Raw genomic sequence first — 20,949 nt, 5'->3', positions numbered from 1 at the left:
ATTTTAACTTATGCTTTGCATATATCAAAATATTTACAGGTGTTTTTTACAAGAAACAACAAAAAAATGACAAAGATCAGGATTAATGAAAATTATAAATTTAAATCATGCCGCTAATAAAATAACAGTCTTACCACACTTTCCGATATTTTATAAAAAGAGAATAACAATGCAGCGTAAAACAAGATGATTAGTAGACTTGTATAAAGGCTGTAAAATGGATTTCTGTGTGAAGGCTAAACAGCTGATAATAAAAATCAGTTATTTCAGGATTGGAATACAGCCGAGTATGACAATATAAATAATAAAATATTTTGATTTAAAGATGGTAAGTGGTGTTTAATTTGATGTGAACGTAGATAATTAATGCGTTAAATGTGGTGGCTGGCATTTTATTTGAACATGAAATTTGTTCGTTAAAGATGGTGGGCGATACTGGGCTTGAACCAGTGACCCCCGCCTTGTAAGGGCGGTGCTCTCCCAACTGAGCTAATCGCCCATCTTTAAGTTTTACAAGCTTCGAGCATTGCTCTCCGCATAACGGCACTAACCGCCAATCTTTAATTTTTTAAAGGCATCGAGCAAACTCGAAGTATAACGGCACTAACCGCTAATCTTTAATATAGAATTTATTTTACTTCTGAATAAAGAAGATTAAAGATGGTGGGCGATACTGGGCTTGAACCAGTGACCCCCGCCTTGTAAGGGCGGTGCTCTCCCAACTGAGCTAATCGCCCATCTTTAAGTTTTACAAGCTTCGAGCATTGCTCTCCGCATAACGGCACTAACCGCCAATCTCTAATTTTTTAAAGGCATCGAGCAAGCTCGAAGTATAACGCCGCTAACCGCTAATCTTTAATATAGAATTTATTTTACTTCCGAATAAAGAAGATTAAAGATGGTGGGCGATACTGGGCTTGAACCAGTGACCCCCGCCTTGTAAGGGCGGTGCTCTCCCAACTGAGCTAATCGCCCATCTTTAAGTTTAAAAGCATTGAGCATTGCTCTCCGCGTAACGGCACTAACCGTCTATCTTTGATTTTTAAAGGCATCGAGCAAGCTCGAAGTATAACGGCACTAACCGCTAATCTTTAATATAGAATTCATTTTACTTCCGAATAAAGAAGATTAAAGATGGTGGGCGATACTGGGCTTGAACCAGTGACCCCCGCCTTGTAAGGGCGGTGCTCTCCCAACTGAGCTAATCGCCCATCTTTAAGTTTTACAAGCTTCGAGCATTGCTCTCCGCATAACGGCACTAACCGCCAATCTTTAATTTTTTAAAGGCATCGAGCAAGCTCGAAGTATAACGCCGCTAACCGCTAATCTTTAATATAGAATTCATTTTACTTCCGAATAAAGAATATTAAAGATGGTGGGCGATACTGGGCTTGAACCAGTGACCCCCGCCTTGTAAGGGCGGTGCTCTCCCAACTGAGCTAATCGCCCATCTTTAATTTTTTAAAGGCATCGAGCAAGCTCGAAGTATAACGGCGCTAACCGCTAATCTTTAATATAGAATTCATTTTACTTCCGAATAAAGAAGACTAAAGATGGTGGGCGATACTGGGCTTGAACCAGTGACCCCCGCCTTGTAAGGGCGGTGCTCTCCCAACTGAGCTAATCGCCCATCTTTAATTTTTCAAAGGCATCGAACAAGCTCGAAGTATAACGGTACTAACCGCTAATCTTTAATATAGAATTCGTTTTACTTCTGAATAAAGAAGATTAAAGATGGTGGGCGATACTGGGCTTGAACCAGTGACCCCCGCCTTGTAAGGGCGGTGCTCTCCCAACTGAGCTAATCGCCCATCTTTAATTTCAACTGCACTTCGAGCAAGCTCGGAGCAAAACGGCACTAATCAGGCATGTCGTTTGTGGGGCGTATTATAGGGATCCCCTTTTTTCAGTCAAGCCATTTTTATAATAAAAACCTTGATTTATGGTCGATCGCTCAAAGGGTAAACAATGCTTGCTTATTTTCTAGCTAATACGTTTTTTTTTCTTACTTTGTTTTCGAGAAAACAGAAATAGTTAATGTAATTACAATGGTATCCGTTAAAATACGCCTATTATTTTAGCGCCTATACATAAGGACATTTTTCAATGAAAGTTAAAACACGTTTTGCCCCTAGCCCCACTGGTTTTTTACATGTTGGTGGCGCGCGTACTGCGCTCTATTCCTGGTTACATGCGAAAAGTAAAGGGGGTGAGTTTGTACTGCGCATAGAGGATACGGATATTGCGCGTTCAACTCAAGAAGCAGTTGATGCGATCTTAGAAGGGATGACTTGGATGGGTTTGACTTGGGATGAAGGTCCTTATTACCAGACCAAACGTTTTGATCGCTATAAAGAAATCATAGCAAAAATGCTTTCCGATGGAACAGCTTACAAATGTTACTGCACAAAAGAACGCGTTAATGAACTGCGTGAAGCGCAGGAAAAGGCAGGCGAGTCACCACGCTATGATAGCAAGTGTCGAGGCTTAGCACCGCAGAACACAGATGCCCCTTATGTTATACGTTTCAAAAATCCTAAAGAAGGCAGTGTTAAATTTGACGATCATGTACGTGGTCCTATTGAATTTTCAAATACCGAGCTTGACGATTTAATTATTCAGCGTACCGATGGCACACCGACTTATAATTTTTGTGTGGTCGTTGATGATTGGGACATGGGTATTACTTATGTTGTTCGAGGCGAAGATCATATCAACAATACACCGCGGCAAATTAATATATTAAAAGCATTAGGAGCCCCTCTCCCTGAATATGCGCATGTTGCTATGATTTTAGGGGATGACGGCGCAAAACTGTCTAAACGTCATGGTGCAGTCTCTGTCATGCAATTCCGTGATGAAGGTTATTTACCTGAAGCACTTAAAAACTATCTGGTACGTTTAGGTTGGTCACACGGTGATCAGGAAATTTTCTCAGAAAAAGAGATGATTGAGCTATTTTCCTTAGATGCGATTAATAAAGCTCCTTCTGCATTTAATACTGAAAAATTACTTTGGTTAAATCAACATTATATTAAATCACTGGATCCGGCTTACATTGCACAGCATCTTGCATGGCACATGACGAATCAAAAAATAGATATGACTAATGGTCCAGCCCTTCCTGAAATTGTCAGCGCACTTTCTGAACGCGCTAAAACATTAGTTGAGTTAGCGACCACCAGCCGCTACTTCTTTGAAGAGTATGAAGACTTTGATGCTACAGCTGCCAAGAAACATCTTCGCCCAGTGGCTGAAGATGCACTTGTTTTAGTTAAGCAAAAACTGCAAACAAGCGATGACTGGACAGATCCAGCACTGCATCAAATAATCAATGATACTGCCAATGAATTAGGGGTTGGTATGGGTAAAGTAGGTATGCCTCTGCGGGTTGCTATCACAGGCGGCGGGCAATCACCTTCTTTAGATGTCACCCTGCGCTTAATTGGTAAAGAGCGTAGTATTAAACGTATCGATCGCGCACTTGAATTTATCGCTGCGCGCGTAGCTGCTTCATAAAAATGCTTAAATATAATTTATTTTGCAAGTTTTGATTGACAGTTAAGAGCAAGGTGCATATTATGCGCCCTGTTCTTGTTATACCTAGCCAATTCAAACGGTTAGTTAAAGATTAAAGTGGGGCCATAGCTCAGCTGGGAGAGCGCAACGCTGGCAGCGTTGAGGTCTGCGGTTCGATCCCGCATGGCTCCACCACTTTAACTACTTTATATTTTCTAGAGCCCTCACTAATGTTCATTACTACCTCTTTTATACACAACTTTACCTCTTTTATACACAACTTTGTTAAATCCAATAAGACCTGTTAATTATTTAAATATAAAGTAATGACCAACAAAATCGTCGGTTTATAAATAATTGATAACGGCCTTAATCAGATCATTTATTGTGCACCGGATAATCGCTATAACCTTTTTCATCTGCTGAATAAAAGGTATCCATGTCAGGGATATTCAAAGGCGTATTAGCCTGCCAGCGCGCAGGCAGATCCAGGTTTGCAAGGAAGGGACGCCCGACGGCAATCAAATACCCTTTACCGGCCGCAAGATCACTTTCCGCGCCCGCTGCATCATAACCTCCCGACAGAATCAGGGTCTGTTTAAATAAACGGCGCATGATTTTTTTCATCGAATCCGGCACAATCGGAGCCCCCATTTATGAGTGATCTGCAATGTGTAAATACAGCAATCCCAATGCATTTAATTTTTCAGTTAGATAAGTGTAATCAGGCTCCATTGCATTATAAAGGGGCATGTCATTAAATACGCCAAAGGGAGATAAGCGGATCCCAACTTTATCCTTACGGATCGCAGCAACGGTTGCCGCGGCGACTTCCAGCACAAAACGGGCTCTATTTTCAATCGTGCCTCCATACTGATCGTTACGAATATTTGCATTAGGGCGGATAAACTGTTCCAGTAAATACCCATTTGCTGCGTGTAATTCAACACCATCAAAGCCGGCTGAAATTGCGTTTTTAGCCGCTGTGACAAACTCTTTTTGAGTACTGATAATATCGTCGATGGTCATCGCCATCGCTACTGGGTGGGGTTTCATCCACTATGCATCGGTATACATTTCACCGTTCACTACAACAGCGGAAGGGGCAAGCATACGAGCGCCTTTCGGCAGATTAAAGGGATAAGCAATACGTCCTGTGTGCATTAACTGGATAAATATTTTCTCGCCTTTAGCATGTACGGCCTTCGTTACATACTCCCAACCTGCCACCTGTGCCGCTGAAAAATTCCCGGGATACGCGGATAACCAAGACCATTAGCCGAAGGTGAGGTGCCTTCAGTAATAATGAGTCCAGCCGTTGCACGTTGTGCATAATACGTTGCCATCAGATCATTTGGCGCATTATTGATGGACCGATTGCGGGTCATCGGTGACATAACAAGATGATTTTGTAACAGGTACGAACCGAGTTAGTACGGGCTAAATAATTGCTTACTGGCGGTAGAATTTGACATTTGAATACGCCTTGTTAATCCAATTTTAAATTGTAATAACAGGGAATAGATCCAAATGAAAAAACAGGCGTCATTAATCAAAACAAAACCTTAAATTCAAGCATTTCATATATTTGAATTTAGTCACTGCCCTGCCAATAAAAATATTTTTACCCATTTTATTTAATGATAGTGATAACATACTGCATGCAATGATTTTGTTAAGTTGTTGGCAGTTACAAAACTGCCAACAACTTAGAGGAATTTTAAGACAAGGATTAACCTAAATTAGTGATCGTGATTTCCGGTAAAGCGATGGTTAAATCGCGATAAAGATTAATTGTTAAGGTTTCAGCTAAGGATAAAAATGGCGCACTTAACACCTCACTATCGTCTTTAACAACCGTTGGTATCCCCTGGTCTGTGTCTTCCCGGTATTTTATATGTAAGGGTAATGACGCTAAAAAAGGTAAATTGAATTGCTCAGCCAGTTTTTTACCACCACCCGTACCAAAAATAGCTTCTTCATAACCGCATTGACTGCATGAATAAAGACTCATGTTTTCAATAATACCAGCGACATTAACGTCGACTTTATTAAACATCGAGATGCCTTTTTTTGCATCAACTAATGCCACATCCTGCGGTGTTGTCACCACCACAGCCGCTGTCACAGGCACATTTTGCGCCATAGTCAACTGAATATCGCCAGTGCCGGGGGGCATATCGACCACTAAATAATCAAGTCCTTGCCAATCCGTTTCATTGAGCACTTGCGACAAAGCTTTACTGGCCATCGGGCCACGCCAGATCATGGCATCCTCTTCGGCCACTAAAAAACCGATGCTATTACAAACAATACCGTGCGCCTCAATTGGTGACATTAATTTACCATCAACACTTACAGGCTCTGCACCTTTAACACCTAACATAGTCGGAATAGAAGGCCCATAAATATCGGCATCTAAAATACCCACTTGAGCACCATTTTCGGCTAAAGCAAGGGCTAAATTAACACTTACCGTCGATTTACCGACGCCCCCTTTACCCGATGCAACCACGATAATATTTTTGATGTTTGGCAAAGCAGATTTAGTGGTGTCATTTTGTAATACAGCCACCTGATGATTAACCTTCCAGCTAACCGGTTTGCCAAACAACTTTTCCAGTTTAGCGGTACAATCAAGTTGCAGATTGTGCAGCCAAACAGGGGCATAAAAAGGCATTACAATTTTTATAGTAGCGCTATTTTCATCGATTAAGATTGCCTTATTGGCCATTAATTTAGCGACCACCTTAGTGGGATCATTTTCCTGCAAACAGGCGGTAACTTTATCTGACAAACTTTTTTTCTTAAAAAACACAAATGCTCCTTATTTAAGCAACGAGATCTCCTGTTACGATAAAAACAGTGTAACAAAACCTGTTGTTATTTCATCCACAATTAAATAAGGATTTTTCAAGCCCATTTAAGAGTGGGATTTCAAGCCTTTTTTGGGTAGAATCGCAACCTTAAAATTTAGATTTAATACAACAGGAATAATAAATAAAATGGAAATTCAACAACGTAAAATCCTTGTTACCTGCGCCCTACCCTATGCAAACGGTCCGATTCATCTCGGACACATGCTTGAACATGTTCAAGCTGATATCTGGGTTCGTTTTCAGCGTTTACGTGGTCACAATATCCATTTTATTTGTGCAGATGATGCGCACGGCACACCTATTATGCTTAAAGCACAAGAGATGGGTATTAAGCCGACCGATATGATAGCGGACATTCGAGCTTCTCACGAAAGTGATTTTTCCGGGTTTAATATTAGCTTTGATAACTACCACAGCACCCATAGCGAAGAGAACCAGGCGTTGTCTTCACAAATTTATATCGCACTACGTGAAAATGGTTATATTACCAATAGAACTATCTCACAATTATTTGATCCTGAAAAAAAGATGTTTTTACCGGACCGTTTTGTCAAAGGGACCTGTCCTGACTGTAAAGCTGACGATCAATACGGCGATAATTGTGACGCTTGTGGCGCAACGTATAGCCCAACAGAGATGATTAACCCCAAATCAGCGGTTTCAGGCAGCACGCCCATTATGAAAGACACTGAGCATTTCTTTTTCGATCTGCCGCAATTTGAAGATATGTTAAAAGTCTGGACTAAATCAGGTGCGCTACAGACAGAGATGGCAAATAAAGTCGGTGAATGGTTTGAAACCGGTCTAAAGCAGTGGGATATTACCCGTGATGCGCCTTACTTTGGTTTTGAAATACCCGATGCACCGGGTAAATTTTTCTATGTTTGGTTAGACGCACCGATTGGTTACATGGGCAGCTTTAAAAACCTCTGTGATAAAACCGAGGGACTTAACTTTGATGATTATTGGAAAAAAGACAGCGCAGCTGAGTTATACCATTTCATCGGTAAAGACATTGTTAACTTCCACAGCCTATTTTGGCCAGCTGTTTTAGAAGGTGCCGGATTCCGTAAACCAACGGCTGTTAATGTACACGGTTATGTCACAGTAAATGGCGCGAAAATGTCAAAATCTAAAGGCACTTTCATTAAAGCCAGCACCTACTTAGATAACCTGGATCCTGAGTGTTTACGTTATTATTATGCAGCTAAATTAACCAGTCGCATTGACGATTTAGATTTAAACCTTGAAGATTTTACACAGAGGGTAAACTCCGATGTGGTTAACAAACTGGTTAATCTTGCATCACGTACAGCGGGTTTTATTACTAAAAAATACGATGGTCAATTATCAAACCATGTTTCTGAACCGCAGTTATATCAATCATTTATTGATGCAGGGACAAGCATTGCAGCATTATTTGAACAACGTGATTTTGCCCGTGCGATTCGTGAAATAATGGCATTGGCTGATATCGCTAACAAATACATTGATGAAAAAGCACCCTGGGCATTAGCGAAACAGGAAGGCAGCGAAGTGAAAGTGCAGGAGATCTGCTCAATGGGGATCAACTTATTCCGTGTTCTAATGACTTATCTAAAACCTATTATCCCAAAACTGGCGGCACGCAGTGAGGACTTTCTGGCGGAAACACTGGATTGGGAAATCATTAAAAAGCCTCTTGCCGGTCACCGCATCAATAAATTCAAAGCGTTATTCCAACGTATTGATCCTAAACATGTAGAAGCCATGGTTGACGCATCGAAAGACAGTCTGGAAGCGGATAAAGCTGCCAAGCAGAAACAAGCAGCAGCACAACTTGATGCTGCAAAATCAGAACTGGATAAAGAGCCGCTGGCACCGGAAATTGACTTTGATACTTTTGCTAAAACAGACTTACGTGTCGCTCTAATCACAAAAGCGGAAGCAGTACCTAAGGCTAACAAATTACTTAAACTAACCTTAGATTTAGGCGGCGAAACACGCACAGTATTCGCCGGTATTAAGTCAGCCTATACGCCTGAAGAATTAGAGGGCAGGTTAACGGTCATGGTTGCGAACTTAGCGCCACGTCAAATGAAGTTCGGTTTATCAGAAGGCATGGTATTAGCAACGGGTCCTGGCGGTAAAGAGATCCACATTCTAAATCCAGATGATGGTGCAAAACCGGGCCAACGTATAATGTAAGTCTTAGGCCCATTTCGTTTTTAGCAAAATAATGCTTGTCAGTTAAAGCCGAAAAAAAATGTAAAAGCCCTAAACATATTAATTGTTTGGGGCTTTTTTATTTTAAATGTTTTATCTTTAAAGGGTCCAGAAAACAGGTAACTGTCATTATTAATTTTAGCTCTTTATTAATCTATACCTAAACTACTTGAAGATTCAGAGTGTTGCGCGAATGCAGGAAAAAAGCGTAACTCTTGAACACTTACAAAGGGTTATTCCCTTCTCACGTATGACAACGCTATTTCGGCTTTGCTGGCGAAATGCCTGCGGTTAACATAAAACGCATGGCGTCTTCAAAAGGCCAGTCAACATAAATAAGATCGCTACGTTTGACCAGTGAAGTGATTCCTGCTACCTGATAACTCATTTGAATCAAAACAGGCACCCATTGATCGTTAGGTAAAGCATCATTCACGGCCTTCGGGATACTTTCAGAGGTCACAAAGCCAATAATAAAAGTGCCATTGCTTTGTTTAAACAGCACTGTCTGACGTTTTTGGGCTTTTGATCCGTCACTGCCTGCCAGCGATGCTAAATCCTTGATCGAGGTATAAATAGTTCTAAAAAAGGGGAAACGTAATATCTGTTTCTCAAGCTTTTGATACAACCAAATGATTGGGCTGACGCTAAAGGCCACGCCGGCCACCAGTAACAAACAAAAAATAAGGATAAAACCACTGCCTGTCCACTGATTACCCAGGCCAATTAAGGTTAAAACAGCATGCCCCATATCATCGAGCGCCACGGTAATAGACCAACATAACCACACCGACACTGCCAAGGGTAATAGATTTAATATTCCCCGTAATAATGTTTTTTGCATGACAAACCTTATTCAAAAAATAGAATTTAGCACTGTACATAAGAATTCAGTAAAAAAAAGTAAAACGGCAATAAAAGATGAAATGTCATTTCATATAAAATATTTATAAGCCGATCTATCTTAAAAAAATATAATAAATAACTAGTTGGTGAGATAGCCTGAAGCGTTGACTGCCATCAGTATTTTATTAGAAAGACGATTTAATATCCTTCACTGATCGGTTTGCCTTAACCGGTTTAATATCCTTCACTAATAGGGTTTCCTTAACCGAAGGCTCTTTAAGTAACAAACGCCAGAAATCCACCGTTAATTTATCAATACTGCGTGATTCAGCATTAGCCAATATAACTAACCCTATCTGCTTATCTTTTGAATAGGCAATTACCGCTCGAAAACCTTCAACCCAGCCACTGTGAAAATATAATATGTCCTCATTATATTGGTAAACACGCCAGCCAATACCATAATGGGCATCATCAATGATGCCCTTCCAGGTGCGACTTTTTACATCTTTCTCTGTGCTAACGACAGGCTCCCTTACTGTCTCTAATAAATGCGCCGAAATTACCTCTGGCGTATGCCCCAACTGCGCAAGCAACCATTTACTCATATCCGTAATGCTGGCATTGATACCAGCTGCAGCCTCGACTTTGTAGAAATCTGGTTTTATTTTTACTTGATGCCAAGGCCCGTTACGGCTGACTTTAACATGAGGGTAGGCTTTATTAGTGGTATTTTTATAAGCATCAAAACCGACACTGGCATTGTTCATTGCTAAGGGGGAAAAAATCATCTGTTGCATCAATTCAGCGTATGCTTTACCTGTACTGCGTTTAAACACTTCGGCTATAAAACTAAACAGTACATTCTGATAACCGTAACATGCCCCAGGTGAACAATAAGGCTCTAAAGCTTCAAATTTTGATATAATATGGCTAAATTGAAAACCACCTTTTAAATAACCATCAAAGGCATTGGGCATTAATCCGCTGCTGTGGCTTAGCACATGCTTGATGGTAATAGCTTCGGCTTGACCTGCCTGCTTAAGCTTAAATTCAGGAATATAATCGACAATAGAATCGTTCCAAGCAAATGATTTTTTTTCGATCATCAGCGCTGCCAACTCAGCGGAAAATGTTTTTGATACCGAGGCCAATCTAAAAGAGGTATCTTTATCGATCGCTTTGTTATTCTTTTGTCCACGTACTCCATAGGCTTTAATTGTCGACACGCGATCGCCTCGCACAATGGCATAAGTGGCACCGGGAATGTGATTCACACGCATAGCCCGCTTAAACAGCTTATTGAACTCAATTTCTATTTTTGAAGGAGGGGTTGATTTAGCGGAGACAGGTACTATTGTACTTAAAAAAAGCAGTGTCAAAAAAAAAACTATTATATGTTTCAAAAACATCCCTAATGGTGATTTTGCAAAAAAAAACAGTTTATCAAAATATAAGCCTGCCATCACCCTATAACCCAATAAAGACAGCATCTGGGTACCAAAATCTATCTATAAAAGAACTTAAATGACACAACTTATTGTATTAATTATGAAACAATTATTACGTAAAATTTACCCGCGCGCATCAAATAAATATCACAAACAACTATTTTTTATAAAAAAATCAATAAACCGCTTAAAATATAAATATCAGTTAAATAATGACTGTTTAATAACTTCGATTAAAGATAAAGATTGACACGATAACTAGGGACTTTTTGTGCCGTCATCAAGCACTAAATAGGGGTGTAGACCCTACACAAAAAAAGTGTTGTATTCAAAATAAGGCTTTATTCTATACTCTAGACAGAGTCTCAACGGGGAGTGAATGGTTATGTTAAAAGCCCTTTTTATTGATTTAAGCGGCGTATTGTATGAAGGTCACAACGTTATTCCCGGCGCCGTCGCGGCCATTAAAAAGGCCAGAGCGAGCCAATTACAATTACGTTTTGTAACGAATACCTCTCGCAGAACCCGTACTCAGCTGTTAACTGATCTGCAAAATTTAGGGTTTGATCTGCAAAAAAAAGAGCTCTTTACTGCCCCTGTTGCTGTGCATGCGTGGCTGCAAGAAAAAAAACTTCGCCCCTATTGTCTTATTCATCACAATATCAAAAGTGAATTCGCTGATTTGCTTCAGGCAATGCCTAATGCGGTTGTGATTGGAGATGCTGAGCAAAATTTTTGTTATGATAAGTTAAATCGCGCCTTTCAATTATGCCAGCAAGGCGCAGTGCTAGTCGGTATTGGCTATAATCGTTATTTTAAATTAGAGGGTCAGCTCCTGTTAGATGCAGGGCCCTTTATAAAAGCCATTGAGTTTGCGGCATTAACGCAAGCCATTATCATAGGAAAACCCAGCAAAGATTTTTTTCTACAAGCGCTTGCATCAACGGGTTTGAGTGCAGATCAAGTTTTGATGATTGGCGATGATATCTATGGTGATATTGAGGGTGCAATAAATGCCGGGCTGCTTGCCGGATTGGTGCGTACGGGAAAATACCAAACAGGCGATGAGCATAAAATCAGCGCTGCCCATCTGACATTTAACTCAATTGTCGACGCCGTGGACTATGCTTTATCGGATCAGAGTAATAATTAGATTTTAACGGTGTTAAAATCTAATTATTACTAAGTACGATATAACACCTTTATTACATGCCAACCAAACTTGGTTTTAACTAAATGCGGGGTTAATATTTCGCCAGTAAAAGCCACCTTGTCAAAGGCAGGCACCATCTGACCTTTTTTAAATTCACCGAGATCGCCACCTTTTTTACCCGATGGACAAGTTGAGTATTTCTTCGCTAATATTTGGAATTTAGCGCCTTTTTTTAACTGCAAAAGGATCTCATCCGCTTTTTCTTTATGCTTCACTAAAATGTGCAAAGCAGCTGCTGTTCCCGCCATACTTACCTCAATTATTAAAAACAACATGGATTGTAATACCAAATCCACTCATTTTCTATTCCTTTATGTGGGTTAAAATAAATACGAGTCAGATATAAAACTCGGTTTCAGTCTTTATGATTGATTTGATTCTGTTATTCTTCACTTTGTGAACCGCATCAGAATGGTTATAACACAATAGCATTGCGTTTTTTGGGAAAACTAAAGCGGCTAGAGAGGTTTATAAACATGTACGTTTATCTCAGCGATTGTCCAACATCTAGGGCACCCATTAAAAAACTAAGACAGTTTGTAGTCTAAATCATGTTTATCAAGCCAGACAATAATATGCTCTCCACTCATATGTATATCAAGATCTTCGTTTTCAGTGTACTTAATAATCAGAGAGTCAGGTTGCAGACCGACAAAAGATACTTTTTTTAAATTGATATCGACACAGACATTTGGGCAATTATTGCAAGATAAACGGCATAGCGTTTTAACCTCGCATAAAGCAGCTTGTTTAAGATCACTTATCAGCCCCTTAGAGCACAAATCTTGATAACTGACGACGACTTGATTTAATGACTTGGTCATAATAACTCCGCGACGATACAATAAAGAGAAAGATAGCTTTGACTTGAATTTTATTTAAAAAAACATCAAACAATTAGAGACTAAATCACCGAATATATCCATATTCTTATTAATGTTACTTGAACAGATCCGCTTTAATTAAAAAGTTTTTATAGAAACATTGTAACACTTGCTTTTAAGCGTGCAGTGTTGTAGGAAATAAAAAATAGGTGACATAATATGTTACAAACCAGAAATTAAAACTGCCTGTATTAACAGATTAAAAAATAACAATTTTATTTAAATTTATTAAGGAATTTCTATGAATTATATTGCAACACCATTAAGTATCTTTTTTATCTTTGTCGCACCGCTCTGGTTATTCCTGTATTACCGCAGTAAAAAAGAGACTGGCAAAGGCTTGTCCGCTGTTGATCAAGAAAATTTACAATCCCTTGTGAATCGTACTGAAGAGATGCAGCAGCGGATAGCTTCATTAGAAGAAATTCTTGATAAAGAAGCACCGCAATGGAGAAATAAATGAATAAGAAAAGACTCCATCGTGATCCTAAAAATGCCAAGTTAGGAGGTGTATGCGCCGGAATAGCAGAGTATTTTGAGATTGAAGTATGGTTTGTCCGGTTATTAGTGGTATCAGCCTTTTTATTTACCGCAGGATTTATTGTGTTTCTCATCTATATTGTGGCTTATTTTACGCTAGATGAAATGCCGGAAAAGCAACAGTGGCAACAAAATGCCTATAAAAAGCATAAGGTAAAAAAGAAAGCTTGGCAGACAGGTGATTCTGCACAGCAAATATTAGAAGATATCAGCATTGAATTAGATAAAATGCAGAAAAATATTGAGCAGATGGAAGACTATGTAACCTCATTAGAATACAAAATAAATCGTGAATTTAAAAATAAAAATAAAAATAATAAAACCAAGTAGTTAACTACCACTCAAGCTTAATGCGCGCGCATAAAAGGATACATCTATTATACTATAAAAGATCCGCTCACCTCGGTGTCTTTATTTTATAATAATTTGAGTCACATGAATTAACTTAATACTCATACTTTAATGTAGTTTTCACGATAAGGAGCAATATCAACTACCCCACTAAAGTGGGATTCTTAGTTGACCAGACTAGATACTGGAGATGGTAAGCAGTATGCAAAAAATAAGACAGAAATAGGCACGTTGGAATACCACATTTATAGAATTATACTGTAAACATGCGATTAGTCGCTATGTTGTGAGTGACTATAATGACAAATCTGTCATTATCTAGTCGACAGAAAGTCGGAAAAATTGGACAACTAAAAAGCGAATCCTACGCAATACGGTGGAGACGAGAATTTGCTTTCCGTAAGGGTTTTAACCGTTAATTTACACAGTGCTGGTAAAAAACTGCCAGCCCACTATTACTTTAAAGTGGTTTAAGGAGTACTTTGCACTCCCCCGCTATTCATCCCTACGCTAAAGCACAGGGTATTTTGTGGAGAACTTAATGAATATAATGCGTTGGTGTAAAACGGCTCTCCTATTGTCTCTACTATGGCAAATAATGAGTGTACCTTTGCGCGCTGAGCTTGTTAATCCGAAGCTCAACCTGAAATATCCGACCTTAATCACAGCCATCTATCAACAGCACCCGGACAATTTTTTTTGGGGAGAACCTGCCCTTCGAGACGAATTTGAAAAACAGATATCATTAATTGTTTTTGCTGATATTAGTGATGATTTATTTTATTCCTATCAGGCATTAAAAAATGCAAAAGAGCAAAAAAATTGGCTGCTCTATGAACGGCTAGCATCGGATTTATTGCTATTTTATCTGTCCTACCATGAACAAATACCCGACAAAGTAACTTATTGGTTATTTGGAGAGAGAATCAAAAATAGCTTAAAGGCACCTTCAAAAGAATCTATCGACGCATTTTTTAATACAGGTTCCCCTCAAATAAGATTGCGCTATTTACAAAGGTTGTCGCCGATATCTGCACAACAATCCCAGCTCTATCAAAATATATTAAAACTGAAAAATAAACCGGTTCAAATTTTTGACGCGGTAAAGTTAACTGAATTTGCTAAAATAGGGGATTCGCTTGCACAAAAAAAAGTGCTTCTGTCTCGATTAGAAATATCGGGTGAACTATCTTCACAAGAAAAACAGCAAATTGAGTTAGAAAACCATCAAGGGTACAGCCAGAAACTTGGAGAAATAATACGTTCATTTCAAATTCGCCATGGTTTAGAGCCCGACGGTATTATAGGAAAAAACACCCTATATTGGCTTAATATCAGCCGCCAGGAACGGGTCCGCTTAATGGCCTTAAACATTCTCAGGCAGCAATTATGGACAATGGATAATACCAGAAAAGTAATCATTAATATCCCGGACTATACAATGGAGTATTGGGAAGAAGATCAAAAAATATTTGAAAGTAAGGTCATAGTGGGTCAAACAAAGCGAAAAACCCCGCTTTTTTCAGCCCAACTTAATGCCATCGTATTCAACCCTAGATGGAATGTACCAACGATCATAATGCGTGAAGATATTCTGCCTAAGGTGTTATTGGACATAAATTACCTCAGCCGCCATAGTTATGAAATTATTGAAAATTATCAAAGTCAAAAGGTGATAGATGCAGAGACAATTAACTGGAAATTAATCACTGTCCATAACTTTCCTTATCGATTACGCCAAAAATCAGGGGAAAATAATGCGCTTGGTTTATATAAATTTAATACCCCTAACAACAATTCCATTTACCTCCACGATACACCTGCAAAAAATTTATTTGAAAAACAAGATAGGGCATTCAGTTCAGGCTGCATACGCGTGCAAAAAGCAGAACAATTTGCACTGTTTTTAATGGATAAATCAGGCTATCCGCTTGAGCGTTACAACATACATCATAATGTTCCAGAAACTAGCAGCGTAAGTTTAAAGAAAAAAATCACGGTTTATAGCGTCTATCGGACTGTCTGGGTGGATCAGTTTGGCTTTACACAGTTTAGAAATGATATTTATCACTACGACAAATAAAAACGCTTTAAATTTGACTAAAAATTATTTTTTTTTGAAAATAAAAAACTGTTTACTGTTCAATAACTAACCACTGAAAATATATTTATCAGCGTTTATGCCGTTTTTAAAATTTGACGGTAGTATAAAAAATCAGTAGTTTCATCTGTTCGCTTGTCTATTTGTTCCTTTTCTACTGTTGAGTCCTATGCCAAAAACTGATCTTAGTCGTCGACATGCAATATTAACCGGTATCGTCACCTTGGGCGCAATATGCGCCCCTTCTGCTTCATTTGCATCTTTATTTAAAAACAATCCGAGAGAGTTAAACCTGAATAACCTCCATACGGGTGAAGAATTACTGACTGAGTATTTTGATGGTAAGCATTATCAACGCAGTGAAATGAAAAAAATCAATCATTTCTGTCGTGATTTTCGCCGCAACGAAACGATCAATATGGATAAGCGATTATTCGATCATTTAATGGCAATTCAAAAAACCATTGGCTCTAATAGTCAAGTTCAATTAATTTCGGGTTATCGTTCTCCCGCGACCAATAAAATGCTGAGTGCTCAGTCAGGTGGCGTGGCGAAAAAAAGTCTGCATATGCTCGGCCGGGCAATTGATTTTCGTTTGGAAGGTGTACCATTAATCGAAGTTAAAAAAGCGGCATTATCCCTTAAAGTGGGCGGTGTAGGTTACTATCCTAAAAGTAATTTCGTTCACATTGATACGGGTAATGTTCGTTCTTGGGGATAAAGCGGTCAACAGAGATAAAAACCAGAAATGACATTAGCCATCACAACCAACTTTTTTTAAGCAATAAGTTAAGGCTGCTTGCAATAGCTAATAAAAAATTAAAACTTAGACCAACTCCACTCATGAAATGAGCTGTTTAGGCGTAGGAAAATGCATGAAAGCAAGGCATTGATTGCAGTAATTAGTTGTTCTAATTACAAAAAATCGTCTGGAACGATTTTGAACAGCTTTAGTTGGCCACGAAGTGGTAAATAACAGGATGTTATGAATCAAATCAAGCACAGAGACTAAAACGACGTTTTATGTCTAGCCAGCATGTATTTTAACCCGCATAAATGAACAGAAAATGAATAGATTTGGTATTATCCGTTACCCAGTTGTTTACCCCAGTGATTACCGATTAAACGCACATGCAGGGTTATCTCTTCACGATCATGATAAAGCTGCTTCGCTTGCAGTTCATACTGAAGATCTTCCTTTTCGAACATATCGGTTAATATTTTAATATCTTCAGAGGCTTCCTGATAACGTTTTTTCATGGGCAATTTAAAGTTGAAAATAGCTTCTTTACACCAGCCGTCAATTAACCATTGCCCCATCAATTTAGCCACACGCTTGGGTTTCTCTATCATGTCACAGACCAGCCAGTCTATGTTCTTACGCTCAGGTTCATATTTAAACCCGTCAACCGTATAATGAGTAACTTGACCGGTATCCATCAGGCTTTGTGCCATAGCACCATTATCAATAGCAGTCACAAATAAACCACGGCGAACAAGCTGGTATGTCCAGCCACCGGGACAGGCACCTAAATCGACCGCACGCATTCCTGAATGTAAGCGCTCTTGCTGTTCTTCCGCCGTAAGAAAAACCTGAATAGCTTCATCAAGCTTTAATGTAGAACGACTGGGTGCTTCACTTGGTGAACGTAAACGGGGGATCCCCATATAAAATTCACTCCGGTTATGCGGCACAGAAAAACCGATATAAGCAGATTTATTATCCAAAAAACATAAATGATAAAAAATTTTATTGCGGTTTTCTTTTGCGGTGAGGCTATTATGTTTTCTTAATGCCTGACGCAAAGGCACTGTAAATTTGCGGCAAAAAGTTAATAGTGGTTTAGTATCGTCACCCTCAGGTGTTTCAACATAAAGATCGCCACCTAATGGCAGATTACGCGTAATTTCTAAAATAGGACTAATGCGGTCGTCCAGTGGTAAATCATTAATAAAGGCTTTAACTGCAATCAACTGCCGTGCAAATATCAGCTGTTTATAATCAAGCTTTTCTAATAAATATTCCACCTGTTGTGGGTCATAACACTGGTAGAAAACATAACCGCTATTACGTTTTGTTTTCACAAAACCAAAGACTTCTAATGCCGTTGCTTTGTCCTGCAGCTCATTAGCGCAGTCGTTTTCAAACCCCGGGCGACAATATAATAAAATTCCTAACATACTTACCTCTAGAATGAGTTCCCGTCATCGACGTGGAAATTTTCATTCTGTTAAAACGTTCATTCACAATTTACTTAACCTAAACTCGGCATAATGAAAGCGCAATACTGTTTAATATCAAATTGTTACACTTTATTTTATACTGTGCCGTTAGTTTTGTGTAGTTCAAGGCAAATTATCAACACAATAGTGGGCTATTGAAAGATGATTTAACACAGAAATACGCGAAAATAACAGTATTGTATTGTTTTTCTTATCCCAAGCTTAGGTTACTTGGTGTTATTTCTATGGCTTAATAAAGCTAGAGCAATTAAAAGCCATGCAACAATTAAGCACAAACCACCTATTGGCGTAATCGCCCCCAATATTTTTGTCCCGGTCAAAACATACAGATACAGACTACCACTAAATAAAACTACCCCCAGTACAAAAGCGATTTTACTCGCGATTAAAAAAGCGTTAGTGATAAAAAGGGATAACAGACAAACTGCTAATAAAGTGATCGCATGAAATAGTTGATAAGTGACGGCTAATTGAAAATATTCAATCTCTTTTACCGTCGCCCAAGCCGACAGACCATGACTGGCATAAGCCCCTAATGCAACGCCCGAAGCCCCTAATAAAGAGGCCAGAATTAAAAAAAAGCGCGTTGTTTCAGTCAATTTTATTGGTTGTTTAAGCATTATTCAGTATCAATAATATCAAAACTTTTGGCTAACTCATCCATCTGCTTCATTTGAGAAAGGAAGGCTTTTAATTGATGTAATGGTAACGCGCAAGGACCATCACATTTTGCATTGGCCGGATCAGGATGAGATTCTAGAAAAAGACCAGCAATACCCTGCGACATCCCCGCCAAACCAAGTTGTACCACTTGACTGCGACGACCATCAGCACTATCACTGCGTGCGCCTGGTTTTTGCAGAGAATGTGTGACGTCAAAAATGACCGGATAGCCAGTTTCTTTCATCGTACTGAAACCCAGCATATCAACAACCAGATTATTATAACCAAAACAGCTACCACGCTCACAAAGAATAATGTTGTCGTTACCCGCTTCATTAAACTTAGTAATAATGTGTTTCATTTCATGCGGTGCTAAAAACTGTGCTTTTTTAACATTGATAACCGCATTCGTTTCTGCCATGGCTTTAACCAGATCAGTTTGCCTACTTAAAAATGCGGGTAATTGAATAACATCAACGACCTCAGCAACTGGGGCTGCTTGAGAGGGTTCATGCACATCGGTAATAATGGGCACATTAAAAGTATTTTTGATCTCTTCAAAAATACGCAGCCCCTCTTCAAGGCCAGGGCCACGGTAACTATGAATAGATGAGCGGTTCGCTTTGTCAAATGAGGCTTTAAAGACATAAGGAATATTTAAGGCAGTTGTCGCTTCAACGTAGGTTTCTACGACACGCATCGCCATATCACGGGATTCAAGCACATTCATGCCGCCAAACAAGACAAAGGGGCGATCATTAGCAACGTCAATATTGCCTACTTTTATTATTTTTTGCTTCATTACCTGCTCACTTGATTAATGGACAACTTGCGTAGGAGTATCAATATCTATTTGTCTGATTTGTCGTTTTAACAAACCGACAATAGGGTCTTGGGGATAGTGATCAATAAAAAACTCAAAGTCTGTGCGCGCTAAATTCAAACAGTCTAGTTGCTGGAATAAAAAACCGCGGTCTCTCACCTCATAAGCATCATTCGGATCAATACGCAGCAACATATCGCAACAAAGTAACGCCTGCTCTAATGACTCCTCTTGAACATAAGCGGCCTTGATAACATTGATTAAACGCATAATAATAGTTTTATTATCATCGGGCTCCAACATCTCAGGACTTAACCTGGCATGGTTACCTAATTGACCGCGCAGTTTAAGCTCGAGTAGATTCCTTGACGCTAATTCGCCGGTAAAGGGATCAATATAAAGCGTTTCATCTTCAATATTGACGCGAATAATAAAACCACTCGGAAAACAAATTCCCTGCGCATCAAACTGACTCTCCTTCAAGAAATCCAGTAATAACACGCCTAAACTAATTGGAATACCTTTACGACGTGATAATACATTTGAAACAAGGGCATTTTCTACTTTAAAAAATGCCTTCCAATCACCCTTGAAAGCTTGTTGTTGATATAAACAATCAATTAATTTTAACAACTTCGCTTTATCAACAAGATCAAAATCGGATAACTGAGACTGCAAAACAAGATGCTGTAAACGTAACGTCTTATGAAACTCTGCCACATTCAGCCCAGTCAATTCAGACTCGACAGAAATAGCAGCATCGACAAGTGAATGCTCTGCGAAATCAAACTGTTCATTTATAATAAATTCTGTTTTTTCATTTTTGGAAACTGTTGTCATTTTTTATCCTAGCAATATCATGGCTTGTTTACTGAAGACGAGTTGTCCGATATAAACAATCCAACCAAACACACCAACAAAGGCTAAAAAGCGCATCCCTTTGCGGGTTTTTTCATTCAAGGCCACACTAACAAGGATTAAGTAACCAATGAATGCACCTATTTTTTCAATTAGCCAATAATTCTGGCTTTCAAACGGATTGATCTGCAAAACACCCATCAGTCCTAAACCTATCAGCGCAATGGTTAAATGTGTGTGTAATAATATTTTTTTGAAAATAACTTTTTGGGCATTTTTATGCCCCGTTACTATCCAGTAAAAACATAAGATAAAAAGCACAATCGCTATTAATATCAACGTTAAATGAGTATGTTTTAAAAAGCTATACAT

The 20,949-nt window shown here is 39.1% G+C and carries 18 protein-coding genes, 8 tRNA genes and 1 pseudogene; 8 read left to right on the top strand and 19 right to left on the bottom strand.

Annotation, left to right across the window (positions count from 1 at the left end; all coding sequences use genetic code 11):
• Positions 1 to 423: 423 nt before the first annotated feature.
• The 7 genes from PING_RS08540 to PING_RS08510 all read right to left on the bottom strand — a co-directional run bounded on the left by PING_RS08540 (position 424) and on the right by PING_RS08510 (position 1,811).
• Positions 424 to 499 (bottom strand) — tRNA-Val (locus PING_RS08540).
• Positions 500 to 661: 162 nt separating this feature from the next.
• Positions 662 to 737: transfer RNA gene (locus tag PING_RS08535), tRNA-Val, on the bottom strand.
• 162 nt (positions 738 to 899) lie between these two features.
• Positions 900 to 975: transfer RNA gene (locus tag PING_RS08530), tRNA-Val, on the bottom strand.
• 160 nt (positions 976 to 1,135) lie between these two features.
• A tRNA-Val gene (locus PING_RS08525) sits at positions 1,136 to 1,211 on the bottom strand.
• 162 nt (positions 1,212 to 1,373) lie between these two features.
• A tRNA-Val gene (locus PING_RS08520) sits at positions 1,374 to 1,449 on the bottom strand.
• Positions 1,450 to 1,554: 105 nt separating this feature from the next.
• A tRNA-Val gene (locus tag PING_RS08515) sits at positions 1,555 to 1,630 on the bottom strand.
• 105 nt (positions 1,631 to 1,735) lie between these two features.
• Positions 1,736 to 1,811: transfer RNA gene (locus tag PING_RS08510), tRNA-Val, on the bottom strand.
• A 295-nt stretch (positions 1,812 to 2,106) separates the two neighbouring features.
• Between PING_RS08510 and gltX the strand changes: the two genes are divergently transcribed.
• Both gltX and PING_RS08500 read left to right on the top strand, forming a co-directional pair.
• Positions 2,107 to 3,519, top strand: a complete 1,413-nt coding sequence (gene gltX / locus PING_RS08505) for a glutamate--tRNA ligase (protein ID WP_011769982.1) — start codon at positions 2,107 to 2,109, stop codon at positions 3,517 to 3,519.
• A gap of 119 nt (positions 3,520 to 3,638) precedes the next feature.
• Positions 3,639 to 3,714, top strand: a tRNA-Ala gene (locus PING_RS08500).
• Between the two features lie 183 nt (positions 3,715 to 3,897).
• On the opposite strand, the gene PING_RS21675 is transcribed toward PING_RS08500, so the two are convergent.
• The 3 genes and pseudogenes from PING_RS21675 to apbC form a co-directional block, all read right to left on the bottom strand.
• Positions 3,898 to 4,146 (bottom strand): hypothetical protein, encoded by a 249-nt coding sequence (locus PING_RS21675; protein ID WP_198134758.1) that lies wholly within the window; start codon positions 4,144 to 4,146, stop codon positions 3,898 to 3,900.
• A gap of 27 nt (positions 4,147 to 4,173) precedes the next feature.
• A pseudogene (locus tag PING_RS21360) lies at positions 4,174 to 4,907 on the bottom strand (oxidoreductase).
• Between the two features lie 344 nt (positions 4,908 to 5,251).
• Positions 5,252 to 6,337, bottom strand: a complete 1,086-nt coding sequence (gene apbC / locus PING_RS08490; RefSeq protein WP_011769981.1) for an iron-sulfur cluster carrier protein ApbC — start codon at positions 6,335 to 6,337, stop codon at positions 5,252 to 5,254.
• Between the two features lie 187 nt (positions 6,338 to 6,524).
• Between apbC and metG the strand changes: the two genes are divergently transcribed.
• Positions 6,525 to 8,585, top strand: coding sequence for a methionine--tRNA ligase (metG, locus tag PING_RS08485; RefSeq protein WP_011769980.1), 2,061 nt, complete (start codon positions 6,525 to 6,527; stop codon positions 8,583 to 8,585).
• Between the two features lie 277 nt (positions 8,586 to 8,862).
• Here metG and PING_RS08480 read toward each other — a convergent pair whose 3' ends face one another.
• Both PING_RS08480 and PING_RS08475 read right to left on the bottom strand, forming a co-directional pair.
• Positions 8,863 to 9,447, bottom strand: coding sequence for a DUF502 domain-containing protein (locus PING_RS08480; protein ID WP_011769979.1), 585 nt, complete (start codon positions 9,445 to 9,447; stop codon positions 8,863 to 8,865).
• 187 nt (positions 9,448 to 9,634) lie between these two features.
• Positions 9,635 to 10,861: a serine hydrolase domain-containing protein gene (locus PING_RS08475; protein ID WP_408635122.1), complete on the bottom strand. Its 1,227-nt coding sequence runs from the start codon at positions 10,859 to 10,861 to the stop codon at positions 9,635 to 9,637.
• A 424-nt stretch (positions 10,862 to 11,285) separates the two neighbouring features.
• On the opposite strand from PING_RS08475, the gene PING_RS08470 reads away from it, so the two are divergent.
• A complete protein-coding gene (locus PING_RS08470; protein WP_011769977.1) occupies positions 11,286 to 12,053 on the top strand; it encodes a TIGR01458 family HAD-type hydrolase in 768 nt (255 codons plus the stop codon).
• Positions 12,054 to 12,082: 29 nt separating this feature from the next.
• On the opposite strand, the gene ppiC is transcribed toward PING_RS08470, so the two are convergent.
• Complete coding sequence (ppiC, locus tag PING_RS08465; protein ID WP_011769976.1) at positions 12,083 to 12,361, bottom strand: peptidylprolyl isomerase PpiC; 279 nt, start codon at positions 12,359 to 12,361, stop codon at positions 12,083 to 12,085.
• Between the two features lie 279 nt (positions 12,362 to 12,640).
• Positions 12,641 to 12,937 (bottom strand): hypothetical protein, encoded by a 297-nt coding sequence (locus tag PING_RS08460; protein ID WP_011769975.1) that lies wholly within the window; start codon positions 12,935 to 12,937, stop codon positions 12,641 to 12,643.
• A 301-nt stretch (positions 12,938 to 13,238) separates the two neighbouring features.
• Here PING_RS08460 and pspB point away from each other — a divergent pair, with 301 nt between their 5' ends.
• The 4 genes from pspB (at position 13,239) to PING_RS08440 (ending at position 16,710) form a co-directional block, all read left to right on the top strand.
• Positions 13,239 to 13,460, top strand: coding sequence for an envelope stress response membrane protein PspB (gene pspB, locus PING_RS08455; RefSeq protein WP_011769974.1), 222 nt, complete (start codon positions 13,239 to 13,241; stop codon positions 13,458 to 13,460).
• Positions 13,457 to 13,867 (top strand): envelope stress response membrane protein PspC, encoded by a 411-nt coding sequence (pspC, locus tag PING_RS08450; RefSeq protein WP_011769973.1) that lies wholly within the window; start codon positions 13,457 to 13,459, stop codon positions 13,865 to 13,867. The genes pspB and pspC overlap by 4 nt, the downstream gene beginning before the upstream one ends.
• Positions 13,868 to 14,429: 562 nt before the next feature.
• Positions 14,430 to 15,971, top strand: coding sequence for a L,D-transpeptidase family protein (locus PING_RS08445; RefSeq protein ID WP_011769972.1), 1,542 nt, complete (start codon positions 14,430 to 14,432; stop codon positions 15,969 to 15,971).
• Between the two features lie 187 nt (positions 15,972 to 16,158).
• Positions 16,159 to 16,710: a YcbK family protein gene (locus PING_RS08440; protein WP_011769971.1), complete on the top strand. Its 552-nt coding sequence runs from the start codon at positions 16,159 to 16,161 to the stop codon at positions 16,708 to 16,710.
• Positions 16,711 to 17,072: 362 nt separating this feature from the next.
• Here the strand turns inward: PING_RS08440 and rlmM are convergent, their stop codons facing one another.
• From rlmM to PING_RS08415, 5 genes are all read right to left on the bottom strand, one after another.
• Positions 17,073 to 18,170, bottom strand: coding sequence for a 23S rRNA (cytidine(2498)-2'-O)-methyltransferase RlmM (gene rlmM, locus PING_RS08435; RefSeq protein ID WP_011769970.1), 1,098 nt, complete (start codon positions 18,168 to 18,170; stop codon positions 17,073 to 17,075).
• A gap of 269 nt (positions 18,171 to 18,439) precedes the next feature.
• On the bottom strand, positions 18,440 to 18,853 hold the full coding sequence (locus PING_RS08430; RefSeq protein WP_011769969.1) for a DUF423 domain-containing protein: 414 nt from the start codon (positions 18,851 to 18,853) through the stop codon (positions 18,440 to 18,442).
• Positions 18,853 to 19,698: a 3-deoxy-8-phosphooctulonate synthase gene (kdsA, locus tag PING_RS08425; RefSeq protein WP_011769968.1), complete on the bottom strand. Its 846-nt coding sequence runs from the start codon at positions 19,696 to 19,698 to the stop codon at positions 18,853 to 18,855. The genes PING_RS08430 and kdsA overlap by 1 nt, the downstream gene beginning before the upstream one ends.
• Positions 19,699 to 19,713: 15 nt before the next feature.
• Positions 19,714 to 20,559, bottom strand: coding sequence for a SirB1 family protein (locus PING_RS08420; protein ID WP_011769967.1), 846 nt, complete (start codon positions 20,557 to 20,559; stop codon positions 19,714 to 19,716).
• A gap of 3 nt (positions 20,560 to 20,562) precedes the next feature.
• Positions 20,563 to 20,949 carry a SirB2 family protein gene (locus PING_RS08415; protein ID WP_011769966.1) on the bottom strand — a complete coding sequence of 129 codons (387 nt, stop codon included), beginning with the start codon at positions 20,947 to 20,949 and terminating at the stop codon, positions 20,563 to 20,565.

Source organism: Psychromonas ingrahamii 37 (assembly GCF_000015285.1).
In the GTDB taxonomy this organism is placed as follows: Bacteria; Pseudomonadota; Gammaproteobacteria; order Enterobacterales; family Psychromonadaceae; genus Psychromonas; species Psychromonas ingrahamii.
This window is presented reverse-complemented; position numbering and strand designations above follow the sequence as displayed.